The sequence below is a fragment of the Maribacter sp. 4U21 genome (genome assembly GCF_002742365.1).
GTDB lineage: Bacteria > Bacteroidota > Bacteroidia > Flavobacteriales > Flavobacteriaceae > Maribacter.
In genome coordinates, this window is sequence record NZ_MDGN01000065.1 from 44,676 (window position 1) to 61,122 (window position 16,447).

The 16,447-nt window shown below is 37.3% G+C and carries 18 protein-coding genes; 11 read left to right on the plus strand and 7 right to left on the minus strand.

All coding sequences use genetic code 11. The features are described 5' to 3' along the window. Positions 1 to 8 precede the first annotated feature (8 nt). Positions 9 to 677 carry a uracil-DNA glycosylase family protein gene (locus BFP77_RS13460; RefSeq protein ID WP_099574541.1) on the minus strand — a complete coding sequence of 223 codons (669 nt, stop codon included), beginning with the start codon at positions 675 to 677 and terminating at the stop codon, positions 9 to 11. Between the two features lie 132 nt (positions 678 to 809). Here BFP77_RS13460 and BFP77_RS13465 point away from each other — a divergent pair, with 132 nt between their 5' ends. Beyond that, positions 810 to 938: a 30S ribosomal protein THX gene (locus BFP77_RS13465; protein ID WP_099574542.1), complete on the plus strand. Its 129-nt coding sequence runs from the start codon at positions 810 to 812 to the stop codon at positions 936 to 938. Position 939: 1 nt separating this feature from the next. Here the strand turns inward: BFP77_RS13465 and BFP77_RS13470 are convergent, their stop codons facing one another. From BFP77_RS13470 to BFP77_RS13485, 4 genes are all read right to left on the minus strand, one after another. Further along, positions 940 to 1,305, minus strand: coding sequence for a hypothetical protein (locus BFP77_RS13470; protein ID WP_099574543.1), 366 nt, complete (start codon positions 1,303 to 1,305; stop codon positions 940 to 942). A 53-nt stretch (positions 1,306 to 1,358) separates the two neighbouring features. Continuing rightward, a complete protein-coding gene (yaaA, locus tag BFP77_RS13475; RefSeq protein ID WP_099574544.1) occupies positions 1,359 to 2,120 on the minus strand; it encodes a peroxide stress protein YaaA in 762 nt (253 codons plus the stop codon). A gap of 97 nt (positions 2,121 to 2,217) precedes the next feature. Continuing rightward, positions 2,218 to 3,243 carry an RluA family pseudouridine synthase gene (locus tag BFP77_RS13480; protein WP_099574545.1) on the minus strand — a complete coding sequence of 342 codons (1,026 nt, stop codon included), beginning with the start codon at positions 3,241 to 3,243 and terminating at the stop codon, positions 2,218 to 2,220. A 2-nt stretch (positions 3,244 to 3,245) separates the two neighbouring features. Next, a complete protein-coding gene (locus BFP77_RS13485) occupies positions 3,246 to 3,833 on the minus strand; it encodes a PASTA domain-containing protein (RefSeq protein WP_099574546.1) in 588 nt (195 codons plus the stop codon). Positions 3,834 to 3,998: 165 nt separating this feature from the next. On the opposite strand from BFP77_RS13485, the gene BFP77_RS13490 reads away from it, so the two are divergent. From BFP77_RS13490 to BFP77_RS13515, 6 genes are all read left to right on the plus strand, one after another. Further along, on the plus strand, positions 3,999 to 4,973 hold the full coding sequence (locus BFP77_RS13490) for a D-alanine--D-alanine ligase (protein WP_099574547.1): 975 nt from the start codon (positions 3,999 to 4,001) through the stop codon (positions 4,971 to 4,973). Between the two features lie 18 nt (positions 4,974 to 4,991). After that, positions 4,992 to 5,450 carry a pantetheine-phosphate adenylyltransferase gene (coaD, locus tag BFP77_RS13495; RefSeq protein WP_099574548.1) on the plus strand — a complete coding sequence of 153 codons (459 nt, stop codon included), beginning with the start codon at positions 4,992 to 4,994 and terminating at the stop codon, positions 5,448 to 5,450. A 118-nt stretch (positions 5,451 to 5,568) separates the two neighbouring features. After that, complete coding sequence (locus tag BFP77_RS13500; RefSeq protein ID WP_099574549.1) at positions 5,569 to 7,407, plus strand: PAS domain S-box protein; 1,839 nt, start codon at positions 5,569 to 5,571, stop codon at positions 7,405 to 7,407. Positions 7,408 to 7,495: 88 nt separating this feature from the next. Then, a complete protein-coding gene (locus BFP77_RS13505) occupies positions 7,496 to 9,343 on the plus strand; it encodes a PAS domain-containing sensor histidine kinase (protein WP_099574550.1) in 1,848 nt (615 codons plus the stop codon). Further along, complete coding sequence (locus BFP77_RS13510; RefSeq protein ID WP_099574551.1) at positions 9,330 to 9,734, plus strand: response regulator; 405 nt, start codon at positions 9,330 to 9,332, stop codon at positions 9,732 to 9,734. Before BFP77_RS13505 ends, BFP77_RS13510 begins: the two co-directional genes overlap by 14 nt. A 74-nt stretch (positions 9,735 to 9,808) precedes the next feature. Then, positions 9,809 to 11,557: a M14 family metallopeptidase gene (locus BFP77_RS13515; RefSeq protein ID WP_099574552.1), complete on the plus strand. Its 1,749-nt coding sequence runs from the start codon at positions 9,809 to 9,811 to the stop codon at positions 11,555 to 11,557. A gap of 15 nt (positions 11,558 to 11,572) precedes the next feature. On the opposite strand, the gene BFP77_RS13520 is transcribed toward BFP77_RS13515, so the two are convergent. Beyond that, complete coding sequence (locus BFP77_RS13520; RefSeq protein ID WP_099574575.1) at positions 11,573 to 12,163, minus strand: NUDIX hydrolase; 591 nt, start codon at positions 12,161 to 12,163, stop codon at positions 11,573 to 11,575. A gap of 7 nt (positions 12,164 to 12,170) precedes the next feature. On the opposite strand from BFP77_RS13520, the gene pyrE reads away from it, so the two are divergent. Together pyrE and BFP77_RS13530 are read left to right on the plus strand one after the other, a co-directional pair. Then, positions 12,171 to 12,812 (plus strand): orotate phosphoribosyltransferase, encoded by a 642-nt coding sequence (pyrE, locus tag BFP77_RS13525; RefSeq protein WP_099574553.1) that lies wholly within the window; start codon positions 12,171 to 12,173, stop codon positions 12,810 to 12,812. A gap of 4 nt (positions 12,813 to 12,816) precedes the next feature. After that, positions 12,817 to 13,209, plus strand: coding sequence for an orotate phosphoribosyltransferase (locus BFP77_RS13530; protein ID WP_099574554.1), 393 nt, complete (start codon positions 12,817 to 12,819; stop codon positions 13,207 to 13,209). Here the strand turns inward: BFP77_RS13530 and BFP77_RS13535 are convergent. After that, a complete protein-coding gene (locus tag BFP77_RS13535; protein WP_099574555.1) occupies positions 13,206 to 13,937 on the minus strand; it encodes a biotin--[acetyl-CoA-carboxylase] ligase in 732 nt (243 codons plus the stop codon). The two genes, BFP77_RS13530 and BFP77_RS13535, sit on opposite strands and share 4 nt — an antisense overlap. A gap of 93 nt (positions 13,938 to 14,030) precedes the next feature. Here BFP77_RS13535 and rsfS point away from each other — a divergent pair, with 93 nt between their 5' ends. Together rsfS and ftsH are read left to right on the plus strand one after the other, a co-directional pair. Continuing rightward, entirely contained in the window at positions 14,031 to 14,408 is a 378-nt protein-coding gene (gene rsfS / locus BFP77_RS13540) for a ribosome silencing factor (RefSeq protein WP_099574556.1), read from the plus strand. 9 nt (positions 14,409 to 14,417) lie between these two features. After that, on the plus strand, positions 14,418 to 16,421 hold the full coding sequence (gene ftsH / locus BFP77_RS13545; RefSeq protein WP_099574557.1) for an ATP-dependent zinc metalloprotease FtsH: 2,004 nt from the start codon (positions 14,418 to 14,420) through the stop codon (positions 16,419 to 16,421). Positions 16,422 to 16,447 lie beyond the last annotated feature (26 nt).

Genomic DNA, 16,447 nt, shown 5'->3' on the forward strand with positions numbered 1-16,447 from the left:
ATAATTCTTCATGATTTTAAAAAAAATTCCCTGTATTGCATCACCCTAAAATCCAAGGTATTGAAATCAGGATTTTTGGTCTTTATTTTTTTATATAAATCCAAACTACCAACTGCTCTGTTGGCCGCTCCAGAAGGGGCCGTTAACGAAACCGTTTTCAGATGTTTCTGTGTCTTTGGATGCGTAAATGTATGAATCCTTGGCACTACGTTCGAGACTACCTGCAGCGCAAGACCATTTTCTTTGAGATGTCTTCTAAAGAAATATTCTGGACCATTTTTACTATTTCCTCCAGTAAAGAGCAGTGTATCCACTGCGGGATACCGTTCCAAATACCCAAGAATATTTCTCAAAGTAGTGTTTTGCATCCCTAAGTCCGAAGCATCCACTTTATCGCGCTCCGCACTCGCCACAATATCACAAACTCCTATTTTATGCTTCACTAAAAATGCTTTTCGCTGCTGAGCTGCAAATTCCGTAGTTTCATACTTCAACCCCAAGTCAAAAATTATATCCAAAATTGGCCAAAGCTGTCCGTTTTTACTCCCGTAACAAAAATCTACATCTTCTGGTTTTAAATCGCCAGTAGTAAAGCGCGGTGGAGGTAAGGTGCCTACAATGAGTTTGGTAGCCTCAGGAAATAAAAACGGTTCATAAGGATGTATATGTTGAAACACGGTTAAAATTTATTAATTGAAAGATGAGAACAGAATTTTCAACAAAATTCAACTCGAATTTACTAACTTTAATACAATAGTAACGTGAAAGGTTTTTTGCCTTCCGCTTTATGCAACTTAAAATAAAAAGGAATGGGGAAGGGAGATAAAAAATCAAGGAAAGGAAAAATAGCCAATAACTCTTATGGTGCAAGAAGGCCAAGAAAAATTAAGAGAAGACCTACGGTAGAGGAAAAGATAAAAACCGTTAAAAAGAAGTGATTTAGTATTCTATTCTAAAAGTAAGTTCTATTTGCTGTGCCTCGTCAAAACTGAGTTCATAGGTATAGAAACCTATAGGTAGTGAATCTGTAAAAACTTCTAAAGGGGTATAAGTTAAGGTGGTTGAGTCTGTTTTTACAGTTAATTCCGTAGCCTCGAACGCTCGTTGGAACTCTATGTACTCAGAAAATTCCCCAGCGGGAATGTTTTCGTATACTGTGTCATTTTCCACAATCAACACTTCATTGAACAAGGACTCTGTATTATTCTTAACGCGAATATTAACCGCATTTACGTCGTCATCCCTATCGGTACAAGCAAAAAACAAACCAACAACAACTAATAACGACAATATCAACTTTCTCATAGCAAAACTACTCTTTGGGTATACTACGATAACGGTATTCGCAAAAGTTTATTTTATCGTACAAAAACAGGTTCGTTTTCTTTTAAGGTGTGCGCTTTGCTAAACTGGTATTCGTCCCTATCAAAACCTTGTATATCCCCTAAGGTTTTTGCATCGGTATCCAAAATGTACCGGACCATAGAACCTCTTGCTTTTTTGGCATAAAAGCTAATTACTTTTAACTTATCGTTCTTCCAATCTTTAAAAATAGGGGTAATCACCGGTACTTTTAATGCTTTTGCATCAACAGCTCCAAAATATTCGTTACTAGCAAGATTTACAAACAATTCGTCCGCTACCAATTCATCGTTTAAGTGTTCTGTTATGGTTTTTTTCCAGAATTCGTATAGATTTTTATTTCTTCCGACCTTCAAAGAGGTTCCCATTTCCAATCTATATGGTTGCATTAAATCCAGCGGTCTTAGAACCCCATATAACCCGGATAAGATACGTAATGTGTCCTGTAATTTATCTAGTTTTTCTTCTGGAATGGAATAAGCGTCCAGACCGTTATAGACATCTCCGTTAAATGCAAAGACCGCAGGCCTGGCATTATTGGGTGTAAATGGCCTCGTAAATTTCTGATTGCGCTCCCAGTTCAATTGTGCTAAATTGTCAGATATGGACATTAGTTCGGATAATGCCTTCGGTTTCTTCTTTATCAAAACCTTGTTCAATTTCTCTGACTCTACAAGAAAATTGGGCTGCGTAAATTTAGTTGTGGGCAACTCGCTTTCAAAATCCAACGATTTTGCCGGGGATATTACAATCTTCATAAGACACTTAAATTTAAGTATAAAAATAAAATAGATTTAGGATACTACCTATTGGTATCTAAAAAGAGTTTCAATGACCCTATTGGAGAAAACTATGTTACATACTATTTTGTGCGTAGCTACGCCATTTTTCAATGCATTGGGCCATATCTTGCGGTAATTCAGAATCAAATTGCATGTGTTTTCCGGTAAGAGGATGCACGAAGCCCAGTGTTTTTGCGTGAAGTGCCTGTCTTGGTAATATTTTAAAAGCGTTCTCCACAAACTGTTTATACTTGGTAAATGTAGTCCCCTTTAATATTTTATCCCCTCCGTAACGCTCATCGTTAAACAAGGTATGCCCAATATATTTCATATGAACCCTTATTTGATGGGTTCTACCAGTTTCCAACCTACAAGATACAAGTGTAACGTAACCTAACCGCTCTCTCACCTTAAAATGGGTAACCGCTTCCTTACCTTCTTCTCCTTCGGGAAAAACATGCATTTGCAGTCTATTTTTAGGACTGCGGCCTATATGCCCCTCAATAACCCCTTCTTCTTCGTTAACATTACCCCAAACCAAAGCAACATACTCGCGTTCTGAAGTCTTATTGAAAAATTGTTTGGACAAGTGGGTCATTGCTGCCTCTGTTTTTGCAATGACCAGTAACCCGGAGGTATCCTTATCAATTCTATGAACTAAACCAGGACGTTCACTGCTATTGGCGGGTAAATTATCTACGTGATGAATCAATGCATTGATTAAAGTACCTGAGTAATTTCCATGACCAGGGTGTACCACCATGCCTGCCGGTTTGTTCACCACCAAAAGCACATCATCCTCATAAACAATGTCTAAAGGAATATCCTCGGCCACCAACAAAAACTCATGTGGAGGATGTTCAAAAAGCACTTTTACCTCATCACCGGCCTTTACCTTGTAATTAGACTTTACCATGGCACCGTTGACCCAAACATGGCCATCTTTAGCCGCCTTCTGGATTTTATTTCTGGTGGCGTTTTCAATGAAGTTCATAAGGAACTTGTCTACGCGCAAAGGCTCCTGACCTTTAGAAGCTAAGACCCTATGATGCTCGTATAGCTCATCATCATCTAATTCATGGATTGAAGCGGATGCCATAGCTATTCTGAATTTGCCTTTATAATGGCACTGTTAGGAATGGTACCGTTACCACATACCAATTCTATTTTGGAGGTTTTTGGAAGTTTATCTCCAGGTTTAATATCCTTACCCTTAAATTTAATATAGTACACCATATCCTTACCCAATTGGTCTATGTAAGTAACACGTTGCACGTCTAAACCGACGGCTTTGAGCATTGAAGATGCATTTCTTTTGGTAACCTGTATAATTTTAGGAACCGTAACTTTCTTATAACCCGACGGATTAACAGTAAAATAAATTTTTCGGTTCGCTTTTACCTTTGTTCCCGCTGCGGGATTCTGCTCTATAATAGAAAATCGAGGATAATCCGGATTATAGTTTGCGGAATCTAAAACTTCATAGCGCAATCCAACATCCTCAACCGATTTGCGCATCTCCATGACGGAGAGTTTAGCAAAATCGGGAACTTCCACAAATTCCCCATGATTAGTGGTACTGCCTAACCAACGCAGCACCAGAAAAACCAAAATTACGAGCACTACTATAGACAGCCCTAACTGAATCAAAAAAGTCTTGCTCTTTAAAAAATTTAGAAAATTCTTCATGAAATCCTTTTATTGCCACAAATATAACAAATGCCCTTTTATCATTAGAATTCTATTTTAATAGTTACTACACAAACACGTTTATTGATATAGGTCCTCTGGCAGTACTTTTTTCTTTAATCGGAAAAGCACATCTTTGTTAAATTAATAGCTTACATCTTTATCATGAAAAAGACTATAGGTATCATCATGGGCGGCTACTCTAGCGAGTTTAAAATTTCATTAATAAGCGGAAATGTTGTTTACGATTATTTGGACAAAACAAAATTTAGTCCTTACCGCATACATATCTTAAAGGAAAAATGGGTTCATGTAGATGACGATGACAACGAACACCCTGTGAACAAACATGATTTCTCCTTAACGATTAACGACGCAAGGGTTACTTTTGATTGTATCTTCAACGCCATCCATGGCACTCCTGGAGAAGACGGTCTTATGCAGGCCTATTTTGAACTTCTGGGCATACCGCAAACTTCTTGTGGTTTTTACCAAGCTGCACTAACCTTTAACAAAAGAGATTTACTAGGTGTCCTAAAACCATATGGGATTAAGTGCGCGCCATCTTATTACCTTAACAAGGGAGATGAAATCAACGAAGATGCCATTATTGAAAAGGTGAAACTACCATGTTTTGTTAAGGCGAATAAATCCGGGAGCAGTTATGGTATTTCTAAGGTATACAAGAAGGAAGAACTAGCAAAGGCAATAAGTATTGCGTATAAGGAAGATGACGAAATTATTATAGAAGGCTTTTTGTCGGGAACGGAAGTGTCTGTCGGAGTCATAAAATATGAAGGGGAAACTAAAGTTTTACCAATTACCGAGATTGTTACTGAAAATGATTTTTTTGACTACGAAGCAAAGTACGAAGGAAAGTCTACGGAAATTACTCCAGCAAGAATTTCAAAGGAGCAGGAAGAAAATGTAAGACAGAGCGCACAGACCATTTACGATGTCTTAAAAATGACAGGTTTTTCGCGAAGTGAATTTATTTTTATAGGCAACGAACCTTTTCTGCTAGAAATGAACACTACTCCGGGGCTGACCACCGAAAGCATATTACCGCAACAGGCAAAAGAAGCGGGAATACATCTTGCCGAACTTTTTGAAAATGCTATAAACGAAGTTTTGCCCTAAAATAACTACCTTTAAATCATGAGACGCGCAATTTTTCCAGGTTCCTTTGACCCATTAACCTTGGGACATCATGATATTATTATGAGAGGTATACCTTTGTTTGACGAACTCATTATCGCTATTGGGAAAAACGCGGATAAAAAGTATATGTTCTCTCTAGAAGAGCGCATGCATTTTATAGTGGAAGCATTCAAAGACCAACCCAATGTAAAAGTGTTAACTTATGAAGGGCTTACGGTAGATTTCTGTCAAAAAGTTAATGCAAATTATATTCTTAGAGGATTACGTAATCCAGGAGATTTTGAATTTGAAAAAGCTATTGCCCATACCAACAGAAAATTGTCCGAGATAGAAACCGTATTCTTATTAACCTCTTCCGGAAAATCTTATATCAGCTCTTCTATTGTAAGGGATGTTATAAGAAATAATGGAGATTACACTGGTTTAGTCCCTAATTCCGTAAGGACAGAGCAGTAGTTTTAATCACTTCACCACACATAATTACTTATCAACAACAATTTATTGATAATTTACAACAATTCTGATACCATAAAAGGAATAATCCTATAATTTAGTAGGAAAATTCTTCGTTATTATGATTAGTGCCAAAACCAACCTTTCTTTTTCCTCTGACTGGATTCAACAAATCCCTACCGCCATTGCCCTTGTCGATACCAATTATAATTTGGTCAGTGCATCACCAAATTGGTTAAAAAAATTCGACTTTTCTCAGAGTGATGCCATCGGTCTTAATCTGTATGACCTGTTCCCTAGATTTTCAAAAGATTGGGACACGAAATTAAAATATTGCGTTGATGGTTTAAAGGATATCAAAATAATCGATAATCAGACTAACGATAAGAATCCAGAAAATAATCTTGTTTGGGACCTGAACCCGTGGAAAGACGGTTATGGTAATATCATCGGTGTTATTCTTAAAGTAGATGACATATCGAAAAGCAGAAAGTTAGAGCTAGAGTTAAACCGGACAAAACTTATATTAAACCAGAAAGGTAATATAGCTAAAATAGGTAGTTGGGAATATTTAATTAACGAAGAGCAATTGCAATGGTCTCCAATAGTACATACCATCTATGGCGTAAGTAAAGATTTTGAACCCACCTTAAATAGTGCATTAGCCTACTACGTGCAAGGGACCTCAAGAGATACAATTAAGGAAAGGGTACAGGATGCCATAACCAAGGGTAAGCCCTGGAACGAAAATCTACGATTAAAACGTGGAGACGGGAAAACCATTTGGGTAAACTCTATAGGAAGACCAAAGTATAAAGATGGTGTTTGCATACGTGTTATTGGTACTGTACAAGATATTACCGCTACGTATGAGCAATCGTTGAACAAATTAGAAAGGAATCAAAACACCTTTTTTGACCAAGTTACTTTTGGATTAATCCTTAGTGATTTTAAGACAGGTAGTATTATTGCGGCTAATGATGCCTTTGCAAAATTAGCCGGATACGAGACTAGCCACTTTAAGGGAAAGACGTTCAAAGCTTTTATAAGTGATTCCTTAAAAAAACGCAGCATCAACTTGGCAAAACAGCTTAAGAATAAAGGAGCGTTCAAGGCTATAGAAACGGTGTTCTATAATAAAGATGGGAAAAAATTAACCTTACGACTATCCGGTAAAAGAATCGAAACTTATTCTGGAGGTTTTAATGTGCTTACTACAATTGAAAATATTACGCCCGTAATAGAAAAAGAAAAGAGAATTAAAGGGCTTCTTGAAGATGCTACCGAAAAGAATGAGCGCCTACTGAATTTTGCTCATATGGTATCTCATAATTTAAAAGCACATGCTACTAATTTTTCTCTTCTTCTAAACTTTTTAGATAAGGAGGTTGGCGAAAGCGAGCGCAAGAAATTAATGGAAATGCTTTTCAATGCATCGGATAACTTATCTGAAACGATTAAAGGGCTAAGGGAAGTTGTTGCTATAAAGACCAACGCGAACCAGGAGAAAAAAGAAATTTCTCTAAACGAACACATCTTCCATGTAGAGCAGAATCTTATGGGACTTTTAAAACAAAATAACGGTAAGATTATAAATGAGATTCCCGATAGTATCAAGGTAAAAGCTTTACCTGCATACTTAGATAGTATTCTTACGAATTGTTTGACCAATGCCATTAAGTACAAAAAGAAAGATAAAGCACCGATCATTATCTTAAGTGTTCAAAAAACAAAGGCATATACTACCTTAAGCATAGAGGATAACGGTCTTGGGCTGGATATGGAAAAATTTGGAGATAAACTCTTTGGACTATACCAGACATTCCATAAGGAAAACAATGGTAATGGTATTGGACTTTATATTACCAAGCAACAGATTGAATCCATGAACGGCAAAATCAGTGCTACAAGTACTTTGGGACAAGGGACAATTTTTAAAATATCGTTCAGCAATTCATAACCACCCTTTACAACAACAATAATACGTTTCGCAACAAATTCTATAGGAGGTAGTACTATTAATGTATAATTGTAAGAAAATACAACCAATGAAAAGGGGTTCCCCAACTTTATCCACTTCTTATCTAGTTAAGCAGTTGCCAAGTGCAACGGTCTTTATAGATAGGACCTTTAGTATTGCCCATGCCTCTGATAGGTGGGTCAATACCTTTGGTAAAGAAGAGGTCGATATTTATGGGAAAAACCTTTTTGAACTGCTACCAGAACTAAGCACCAAGTGGAAAAACGTTCTGGAAAATTGTTTTCAAGGTAAGCCAGGCCCCATGGGGGTGGAAAAAGTCCTTGAAGATGGGTGCGAAAAATGGTATGAATGGTCTACCTCATCTTGGTACGATGATAAGGAGAATATAGTTGGCGCCATCATCCAGTCCAATGATATCACAGAAATGATTGTTAGTGAACTTAAACGTGATAGAGCGGAATCACTCCTAAAACATCAATCAGAAATATCTCAAATTGGTAGTTGGGAATATAATGTCATTGAAAATACCGTTCAATGGTGTAGTATGACAAAAGCTATTCACGAAGTAGAACCAAGTTATGAGCCTAACATTGAGACAAGTATAAATTTTTACAAAGAGGGTCATAGTAGAAATGCTATTTCCATGGCCGTTTTTGAGGCGATGGAAAAAGGAACGCCTTGGAACCTAAAGCTGCAGATTATAACTGCAAATGGCTCTGAGAAATGGGTAAGATCTGCAGGAAAAGCAATTTACAGAAGTAGAAAGCTAGTTAGTTTAATGGGAACTTTTCAGGACATTGACGAACAAGTACTTTCCATTTTAGAAACCAAAAACAACGAAAAGCTTCTAAAAACTTTAATAGACAACCTGCCGTTGAATGTATACATAAAGGATACGGAATCCAGAAAGATTCTCGTAAATAAGGCGGAATGTGACTATCTCGGAATAGAGGACCCAAAAGAAATTTTAGGTAAAAGCGATTTTGACCTGTATCCTGAAAAGAGCGCTATCTTATCCAGGGAAGAAGATTTAAGGGTTTTGCAGACCTTAAAACCAATAATTAGTAAGGAGACGGTAAATATTAGAAAAGACGGTTCCGAAACAGCATTCTTAAGCTCAAAAATACCGCTAGTAGACCATTTAGGAAATTCGTACGGACTCGTAGGCATTAGTTTGGATATCACAAATATAAAACAGAAAGAAAAAGAACTTAGAAACCTGATTAACGTAATATCACAACAGAATAAAAAATTAATAAACTTTGCTCACATTGTATCACACAACTTAAGATCTCATTCGGCCAATTTTTCAATGCTTTTGAACTTTTTAATCGAAGAAACCAATGAAAAAGAAAAAGAGGGTATCCTTAAAATGCTCATGAGTGCGTCAGGAAATCTGTTGGAAACCTTAGATAATCTAAATGAAGTAGTAGCTATAAGTTCTAACGTAAATATTCAAAAAGAACCTACGAAGGTATTACAGACGGTAACTAAGGTAAAACAAAACTTATCTGGATTCCTATTGAACAATAAAGCACAGATCATTACCAACATTCCAAAAAATCTTAAGGTAAATGTGGTGCCATCCTATTTAGAAAGCATCATCATTAACTTTATAACTAACGGTATAAAGTACAAGCATCCAGAACGTGATCCCAAACTAACATTGAGTGTAAGTAAACTTGATAAACAAACTTTATTAAGCATTGAGGATAATGGACTAGGCATAGATTTGAAAAAATACGGAAACAAACTATTTGGCATGTACAAAACCTTTCATAGTCATGAGAATGCCAGAGGCATAGGCCTTTATATTACAAAGAACCAGATTGAGGCGATGGGCGGTAGAATTACGGTAGAAAGTAAAGTCGGTCAGGGTACAAAATTCAATATATTTTTTAATGACAAAAATTAAATACATTGGCATAGTGGACGATGACCCTATAACGGTCTTCGGAATAAGAAAAATGTTGAATTCCACAGTGGAATGCGAACAAATAGATACTTACAAGAACGGTAAAATTGCATTTGATGATATTTGTGAAAAATTAAAACACAACCAAACCTTACCCGAAATAATTTTTTTAGACATTAATATGCCCATAATGGACGGATGGCAGTTTCTAGAAGCGTTTCTAAATTTGCCTATTGAACATAAAGTGCGTATCAATATTGTAACCTCTTCTATAGATCCCTATGATGTTGAGAAGTGGAATTCTTACAAGAATAGGACCCATCATCTTATTACCTTCAATAACAAACCGATACGACCTCAAGAAATTGCCCAAATAACTAAGGTGGCCTAACCATATCTGTCTGTAATTTTAATTATTTTTACGCTTCATAATTTTGAGATTCACTCGAAACTAAGTCGTAAATAATGAGGCAGGCAACACTTCTTTTAGCTATAATATCGATTTTCTATTCCTGCGAAAAAAAACCAGAAGAGATAGCACGCGATTTTCCTACTACCTTCGAAATTTCTAACGGCACTGAAACAGCAACCTACGCGGAAGTCTTGGAATTTTACATGGCTTTAGCGAAAGAATTTCCAGAAATCAATATCCAGACCATTGGCGAAACCGATAGTGGTGAACCTTTGCATGTGGTGACCTATAACGAAGGCGGTACTTTTAATTTCAATAAAATCGGAGAAGAAAATACCGTCATTCTAATCAATAACGGAATTCATCCCGGAGAAAGCGATGGTATAGATGCCACAATGATGTTGTTCAGGGATTTAGCCAGTGGCAAAATTAGTCCCCTTGAAAAAACGGTAGTCGCAAGCATCCCAATTTATAATATAGGCGGTGCGCTTAACAGAAATTCGCACAGTAGGGCAAATCAAAATGGTCCTAAATTCTACGGGTTCAGAGGTAATGCCAGAAATTTTGATCTAAACAGGGACTTTGTTAAGGGCGATACAAAGAATGCAAGAACCTTTGCCGAGATTTTTCATATGGTAAAGCCAGATGTGTTTATAGATAACCACGTAAGTAATGGTGCGGATTACCAATATATACTTACCCATCTTTTTACGCAGCACAACAAATTAGGTGGCGAACTTGGTGCTTATTTAAACGATTCTTTAATGCCAGCACTGCAGGATTCTCTGGCCCTTTCTGGTTGGGACATTACCCCATACGTTAATGTATTCAATAAACCACCAGAAATCGGATTTCAACAGTTTATGGACCACCCAAGATATTCCACAGGGTATACGACATTATGGAATACCCTAGGAATGATGGTGGAAACCCATATGCTAAAACCTTATAAACAAAGGGTAGACGGCACATATATGCTTATGAAAAAAATGATAGCCATCGCCGAAATCGATGGGGAAAGAATTAAGCGATTAAGGGATGAAGCTGGCAGAAGACATTTAGAGTGGGAATATTATCCTGTACAATGGCAAGTAGACACGACTCAAAACTCGGTCTTGAATTTTAAAGGTTTTAAGGCGGATACGATTCTAAGCGAGGTAACGGGATTTCCTAGATTAAAATTCAACAGGGATGCTCCCTTTACAAAAAATGTTACTTATCAGAATTATTTTATGCCGTCGGATTCCGTAAAAATACCCGAAGCCTACATTATCCCGAAGCAATGGAACAAGGTCATAGAATTACTAGACCTGAACCATATTGAATATACCGCTGTTGAAAACGATACGCTATTAAATGTAGATTTCTACCGCATACAAGATTATGAGACCGTAGAAAATCCGTATGAAGGCCACTACCTGCACTTTAATACAAAAGTCAGTTCAACAATGCGTGAAGTTCAATTAAAAAAAGATGATATCTGGGTTCCTACGAATCAGCCAGGCTTTAGATATATCCTGGAAACTTTAGAACCAACCGCGCCAGATTCATTTTTTAACTGGAACTTTTTTGATACTATACTTCAACAAAAAGAAGGTTTCTCCCCTTACGTATTTGAAGATAGCGCATTGAAAATGCTACAAAACGACAGTATTTTAAACCGCGAATTTCAACTGAAAAAGGAACAGGAATTATCATTTTCAGAAAATTGGTATGCACAATTAGAATGGCTCTTTGAAAAATCCAAGAATTATGAAAAAGCACATATGCAATATCCTGTATATCGATTTATGAAGAATTAACGCCCTTTGGCAGCTTTAATCCCCTTCAAATAAGATTTTGATATTGTTGTAGGAATTCTGTAATGCCTTTTGAATTTTATTGGGACCCTTCCATTTTACTTTTACTATTCCCTCCTTTTTTTCCGGTTTAAGTTTACCGTCATAGTCTGTCTTCATGGCGTACCAATGCACTTGTTTCAAAGTGGGTTTTCCTGAATTATTAAAGACGTGATAGGTAGTGCGCAAAAAATTCTCTATTCGAAGCCCTTCAACACCCGTTTCTTCCATTACTTCCCTAACGGCACAAGCTTCAATAGACTCCCCCTTGTCCAATTTACCTTTAGGCAAATCCCACTTATCGTTCCTGTAAATAAAAAGTACCTTTCCCTTCTGGTTGGTTACTACACCCCCAGCTGCCACGATCATAGGTATTTCTTGAGTAAATTTCTTTAGAATTTCCTCATGGTTAGGGTGATAGATGTAAGCAATGGAGAGCTTTTTCTTTTTCAACGCTTTAATTGCCTCCAGGATAGATTCTTGATTTAGTAGAAAATACTCGCCGTCGGATGTTTCAGAGAGTTTATTTGTCAATATCAAGGGTAATTCATTAACAAAAACTTTATACATTTGCGTCATGGTTTTAGACAAGAACACGGCTAAAAAAACAGCGGAACTTTTGCTGCAAATTAATGCAATAAAATTGAATCCTGAAAATCCTTTTACTTGGGCATCAGGCTGGAAATCTCCTATATATTGCGATAATAGAATTTTACTCTCGTATCCTACTATTAGAAAGTATATCAGTGAGGAAATTGCAAAACAAGTAGAAACACTTTATGGTAAGCCAGATGTTATTGCGGGTGTTGCCACAGGCGCCATTGGTATGGGGGTTTTGGTAGCGGACGTCTTGGGTCTACCCTTTATATATGTAAGACCAGAACCTAAATCCCATGGGAGAAAGAATCAGATAGAAGGCCAGTTAGAGGCAAACCAAACCGTTGTAGTCGTCGAAGATTTGATAAGCACCGGAAAGAGTAGTTTAAATGCGGTAGCCGCCTTAAAAGAGCAAAATGCCAAGGTAAAGGGTATGCTCGCTATTTTCACCTATGGCTTTGATGTTGCGGTAAAGAATTTTAGTGAAAAGGATATTGAACTTCACACTTTGAGCAGCTATGAATATCTAATAGAGCAGGCCTCGGAAACGGGTTACATAAAAGAAGAACAACTACATACATTAATGGATTGGCGTGTGGCGCCATCAGAATGGTTACAATAAAAATATGTTTATAGAAACACCTAAAGCAGCAGTAAGTAAAAGTCAAACGGAAACCTTTGAATTTTTAAGTGATTTGGCAAATTTTGAACAATTAATGCCAGAGAACATAGATAAATTTGAAGTTCTGAATGAAAATAGGTTTCTTTTCGCACTGAAAGGTATGCCAGAAATTGTACTGGAGCGAAAAACAGAAACCCCACATAGTCAAATAGTATTAGGTGCCGCAAGTGAGAAGCTCCCCTTTACCCTAACGGCGGACATTGCTGACTTACAAGATCATAAAAGCGAAGTAACCCTAAGTTTTTCCGGTGAGTTCAATGCAATGATGGCAATGATGATAAAAAACCCTATCACCAATTTCATTAATACGCTCGCCACCAATTTGGCTAAAATTTAATATCGTAAACTAACTTCTTTAAGTGCAAATTCACGGACTGCTCCGTCTTCCAATCTCACTTTTAATTTACCCTCTTTGCCAATACCTAATAGGGTGCCTTGAAATACAGCATCGTTCTCCAGGACAAAATGGGACAAGACATCTTTTCGGAACAATAGACTATGATATTCTTCCAAAAGCATTTCCCAATTCAAAGGGTTAATTTTCGATAAATAGGTGTCCAGATTTTGCAAAACCGTATGCAACAAATCTTCTAAATCTATTGTTCTGCCTGTTAGGGCATACAAAGATGTTGCTTTAGGCTGATTTTCAAAAGTAATTTGATTCACATTGAGGCCTATTCCTATGACCGAAGACGCAATTTTAAGACCAGAAATACTATTTTCAATGAGAATGCCACAAATCTTAGAATTATCTGACAGAATGTCGTTAGGCCATTTAATCCTTACATCAGGAATTTTGAAAGCCATGAGTGACCTGTAAACCGCCAAAGAGGTACAAATACTTATTAAGAACTGATCTTGAATTGTAAGAGAAGTAAATTTTTTCAAAATGCTGAAAGTGAGGTTTTTACCATCTTCAGACTCCCACATACCGTTCATTTGACCCCTACCTTTCGTCTGTTTTTCGGTAACAACAACGGTAAAATCCTCTAGATTTTTCACTAATGCCAGTTCCTTCAAATAGGTATTTGTAGACTCCGTGGCACTAAGTTTGATTATTTGCATTAAGATTTGGTTTTAGCAATCTTTAATCTATTGTTAAAAACTAACCTCAAAAGAACAAAAAAACAATAACTTTGTAGAAACTAAATTTTTTGAATGCAGAAAAAGAAAGCTAGCGCAGATGAGTTGATTACTTTAATTTTACAAGGCATTGAGGAAGTAAAAGGACACCATATAAATTTACTTGACCTAAGGGAAATTGAGAATACCGTTTGTGACTACTTTATCATTTGTAATGGTACTTCTAATACGCATGTAAACGCCATAGTGGGCTCTATCCAAAAAACAGTTAGTAAAGCTATTCAGGACAAACCCTGGCATATAGAAGGTGAGGACAACGCCGAATGGATACTCATGGATTATGTAAATGTAGTTGTGCATGTGTTCCAAAAACAAGTTCGCGAATTCTATGACATAGAAGGTCTATGGGGAGACGCTAAATTTACAACGATAGAAAGTAGCATTAATCAATAAAAAATTAAGATGGCTAAAGAAAATAATACAAATCCTAAGAAACCTAAGTTCAGCTCATGGTGGATTTACGGATTGGTGGCAGTACTGTTAATAGGTTTTCAATTTTTTAATAGTGATAATCTAGCAAGTGCTGAAAAAACAACAACTTCAGAGCTTCAGGAATACCTACGAAACGGGGATATTGAAAAGATTCTCATTATCACGAATACCAATCAGGCAAAAGTCTTTCTTACCGATGAGGCACTCGCCAAGGATGTGCACAAAGGTGTAACGGAGAAACCCTTTATACCTTCCACTACCAAAGTACCACAATACACTTTGGATTATGGTGATCTACAAATTTTTCAAAATGAAATTACGGAAATCAAAAAGGAAAATAACTTAGACACCATTGTCGAATTTGGCAAGGAATCTACAGCTATTCTAGACTTTCTACTATCACTTTTACCCTTTGTACTCATCATAGGGATTTGGATATATCTAATGCGTAGAATGTCTGGTGGAGGCGGAGGTGGTGCCGGAGGGCAGATTTTCAATATCGGAAAATCAAAAGCCAAGCTCTTTGATGAAAAAACAGATACAAGAACCTCGTTTAAAGATGTCGCAGGTTTAGAAGGTGCTAAAGAGGAGGTTGAAGAGATTGTAGAATTCCTTAGGAATCCGGATAAGTATACCTCTCTAGGTGGTAAAATTCCCAAAGGAGCCCTGTTAGTCGGTCCTCCGGGTACGGGGAAAACTTTACTGGCAAAAGCTGTTGCAGGTGAAGCAAAAGTTCCTTTCTTCTCTCTTTCAGGTTCTGATTTCGTAGAGATGTTCGTAGGTGTAGGGGCTTCAAGGGTACGAGACCTTTTTAAACAGGCCAAAGATAAATCTCCTGCAATAATCTTCATTGACGAGATTGATGCAATAGGACGCGCTAGAGGAAAGAATAACTTCACAGGCTCTAACGATGAACGTGAGAATACCCTAAACCAGTTGTTAACTGAAATGGACGGTTTTGGCACTAATACCAATGTAATTGTCCTTGCTGCGACAAACCGGGCCGATGTCTTGGATAAAGCACTCATGAGAGCGGGTAGATTTGACAGGCAGATTTATGTTGATTTACCCGACATTAGAGAGCGTAAAGAGATTTTTGAAGTACACTTAAGACCCATAAAAACTTCAGAAACCCTAGATTTGGACTTCTTGGCAAGACAAACGCCAGGTTTTTCAGGTGCAGATATCGCCAACGTTTGTAATGAAGCGGCATTAATCGCAGCGCGTAAAGAACAAAAAGCGGTGAATAAACAAGACTTTTTGGATGCTGTAGACAGAATTGTCGGTGGTCTAGAAAAGAAAAACAAAATTATTACTCCTGGAGAAAAAGAAACGATTGCCTATCATGAGGCGGGACATGCCACCACTAGTTGGATGTTGGAGCATGCCGCCCCACTAGTGAAAGTTACTATAGTTCCCAGAGGGCAGTCCTTGGGTGCAGCTTGGTATCTGCCAGAGGAACGTCTTATTGTTAGACCAGAGCAGATGTTAGATGAAATGTGCGCCACCATGGGCGGTAGAGCTGCCGAAAAAGTTATTTTCAATAAAATCTCAACCGGTGCGTTAAGTGATTTGGAAAAGGTTACGAAACAAGCTAGAGCTATGGTTACTATTTATGGCCTAAACGATAAAATAGGAAACTTAACATATTATGATTCTTCCGGTCAGGACTCTTATGGATTTTCAAAGCCTTACAGTGAGCAGACCGCTAAAACAATCGACGAAGAAATTTCTAAGATAATTGAAGAACAATATCAGCGTGCTATTAAAGTTCTTACTGACAATAAGGATAAACTTACGACCTTAGCGGAAAGATTGTTGGAGAAAGAAGTTATCTTTAAGGAAGATTTAGAGAAAATCTTTGGTAAGCGAGCTTTTGAAAAGGATATTCGCCAAGAGGCCGAAGAGAAAAAATCGAAAGAAGCATCCAAGGAAGATTCTGAGGAAAATGAAGAAGTAGTAAAAGAAGGTTAAAATCTGGTCTTTTACTTTTAAAAAAT

Excerpts from the sequence above, each read along its gene's own strand:
- BFP77_RS13465 (WP_099574542.1), top strand. The coding sequence starts at position 810 with ATGGGGAAGGGAGATAAAAAATCAAGGAAAGGAAAAATAGCCAATAAC.
- BFP77_RS13470 (WP_099574543.1), bottom strand. The coding sequence starts at position 1,305 with ATGAGAAAGTTGATATTGTCGTTATTAGTTGTTGTTGGTTTGTTTTTT.
- yaaA (WP_099574544.1), bottom strand. The coding sequence starts at position 2,120 with ATGAAGATTGTAATATCCCCGGCAAAATCGTTGGATTTTGAAAGCGAG.
- BFP77_RS13480 (WP_099574545.1), bottom strand. The coding sequence starts at position 3,243 with ATGGCATCCGCTTCAATCCATGAATTAGATGATGATGAGCTATACGAG.
- BFP77_RS13485 (WP_099574546.1), bottom strand. The coding sequence starts at position 3,833 with ATGAAGAATTTTCTAAATTTTTTAAAGAGCAAGACTTTTTTGATTCAG.
- BFP77_RS13490 (WP_099574547.1), top strand. The coding sequence starts at position 3,999 with ATGAAAAAGACTATAGGTATCATCATGGGCGGCTACTCTAGCGAGTTT.
- coaD (WP_099574548.1), top strand. The coding sequence starts at position 4,992 with ATGAGACGCGCAATTTTTCCAGGTTCCTTTGACCCATTAACCTTGGGA.
- BFP77_RS13500 (WP_099574549.1), top strand. The coding sequence starts at position 5,569 with ATGATTAGTGCCAAAACCAACCTTTCTTTTTCCTCTGACTGGATTCAA.
- BFP77_RS13505 (WP_099574550.1), top strand. The coding sequence starts at position 7,496 with ATGAAAAGGGGTTCCCCAACTTTATCCACTTCTTATCTAGTTAAGCAG.
- BFP77_RS13510 (WP_099574551.1), top strand. The coding sequence starts at position 9,330 with ATGACAAAAATTAAATACATTGGCATAGTGGACGATGACCCTATAACG.
- BFP77_RS13515 (WP_099574552.1), top strand. The coding sequence starts at position 9,809 with ATGAGGCAGGCAACACTTCTTTTAGCTATAATATCGATTTTCTATTCC.
- BFP77_RS13520 (WP_099574575.1), bottom strand. The coding sequence starts at position 12,163 with ATGTATAAAGTTTTTGTTAATGAATTACCCTTGATATTGACAAATAAA.
- pyrE (WP_099574553.1), top strand. The coding sequence starts at position 12,171 with ATGGTTTTAGACAAGAACACGGCTAAAAAAACAGCGGAACTTTTGCTG.
- BFP77_RS13530 (WP_099574554.1), top strand. The coding sequence starts at position 12,817 with ATGTTTATAGAAACACCTAAAGCAGCAGTAAGTAAAAGTCAAACGGAA.
- BFP77_RS13535 (WP_099574555.1), bottom strand. The coding sequence starts at position 13,937 with ATGCAAATAATCAAACTTAGTGCCACGGAGTCTACAAATACCTATTTG.
- rsfS (WP_099574556.1), top strand. The coding sequence starts at position 14,031 with ATGCAGAAAAAGAAAGCTAGCGCAGATGAGTTGATTACTTTAATTTTA.
- ftsH (WP_099574557.1), top strand. The coding sequence starts at position 14,418 with ATGGCTAAAGAAAATAATACAAATCCTAAGAAACCTAAGTTCAGCTCA.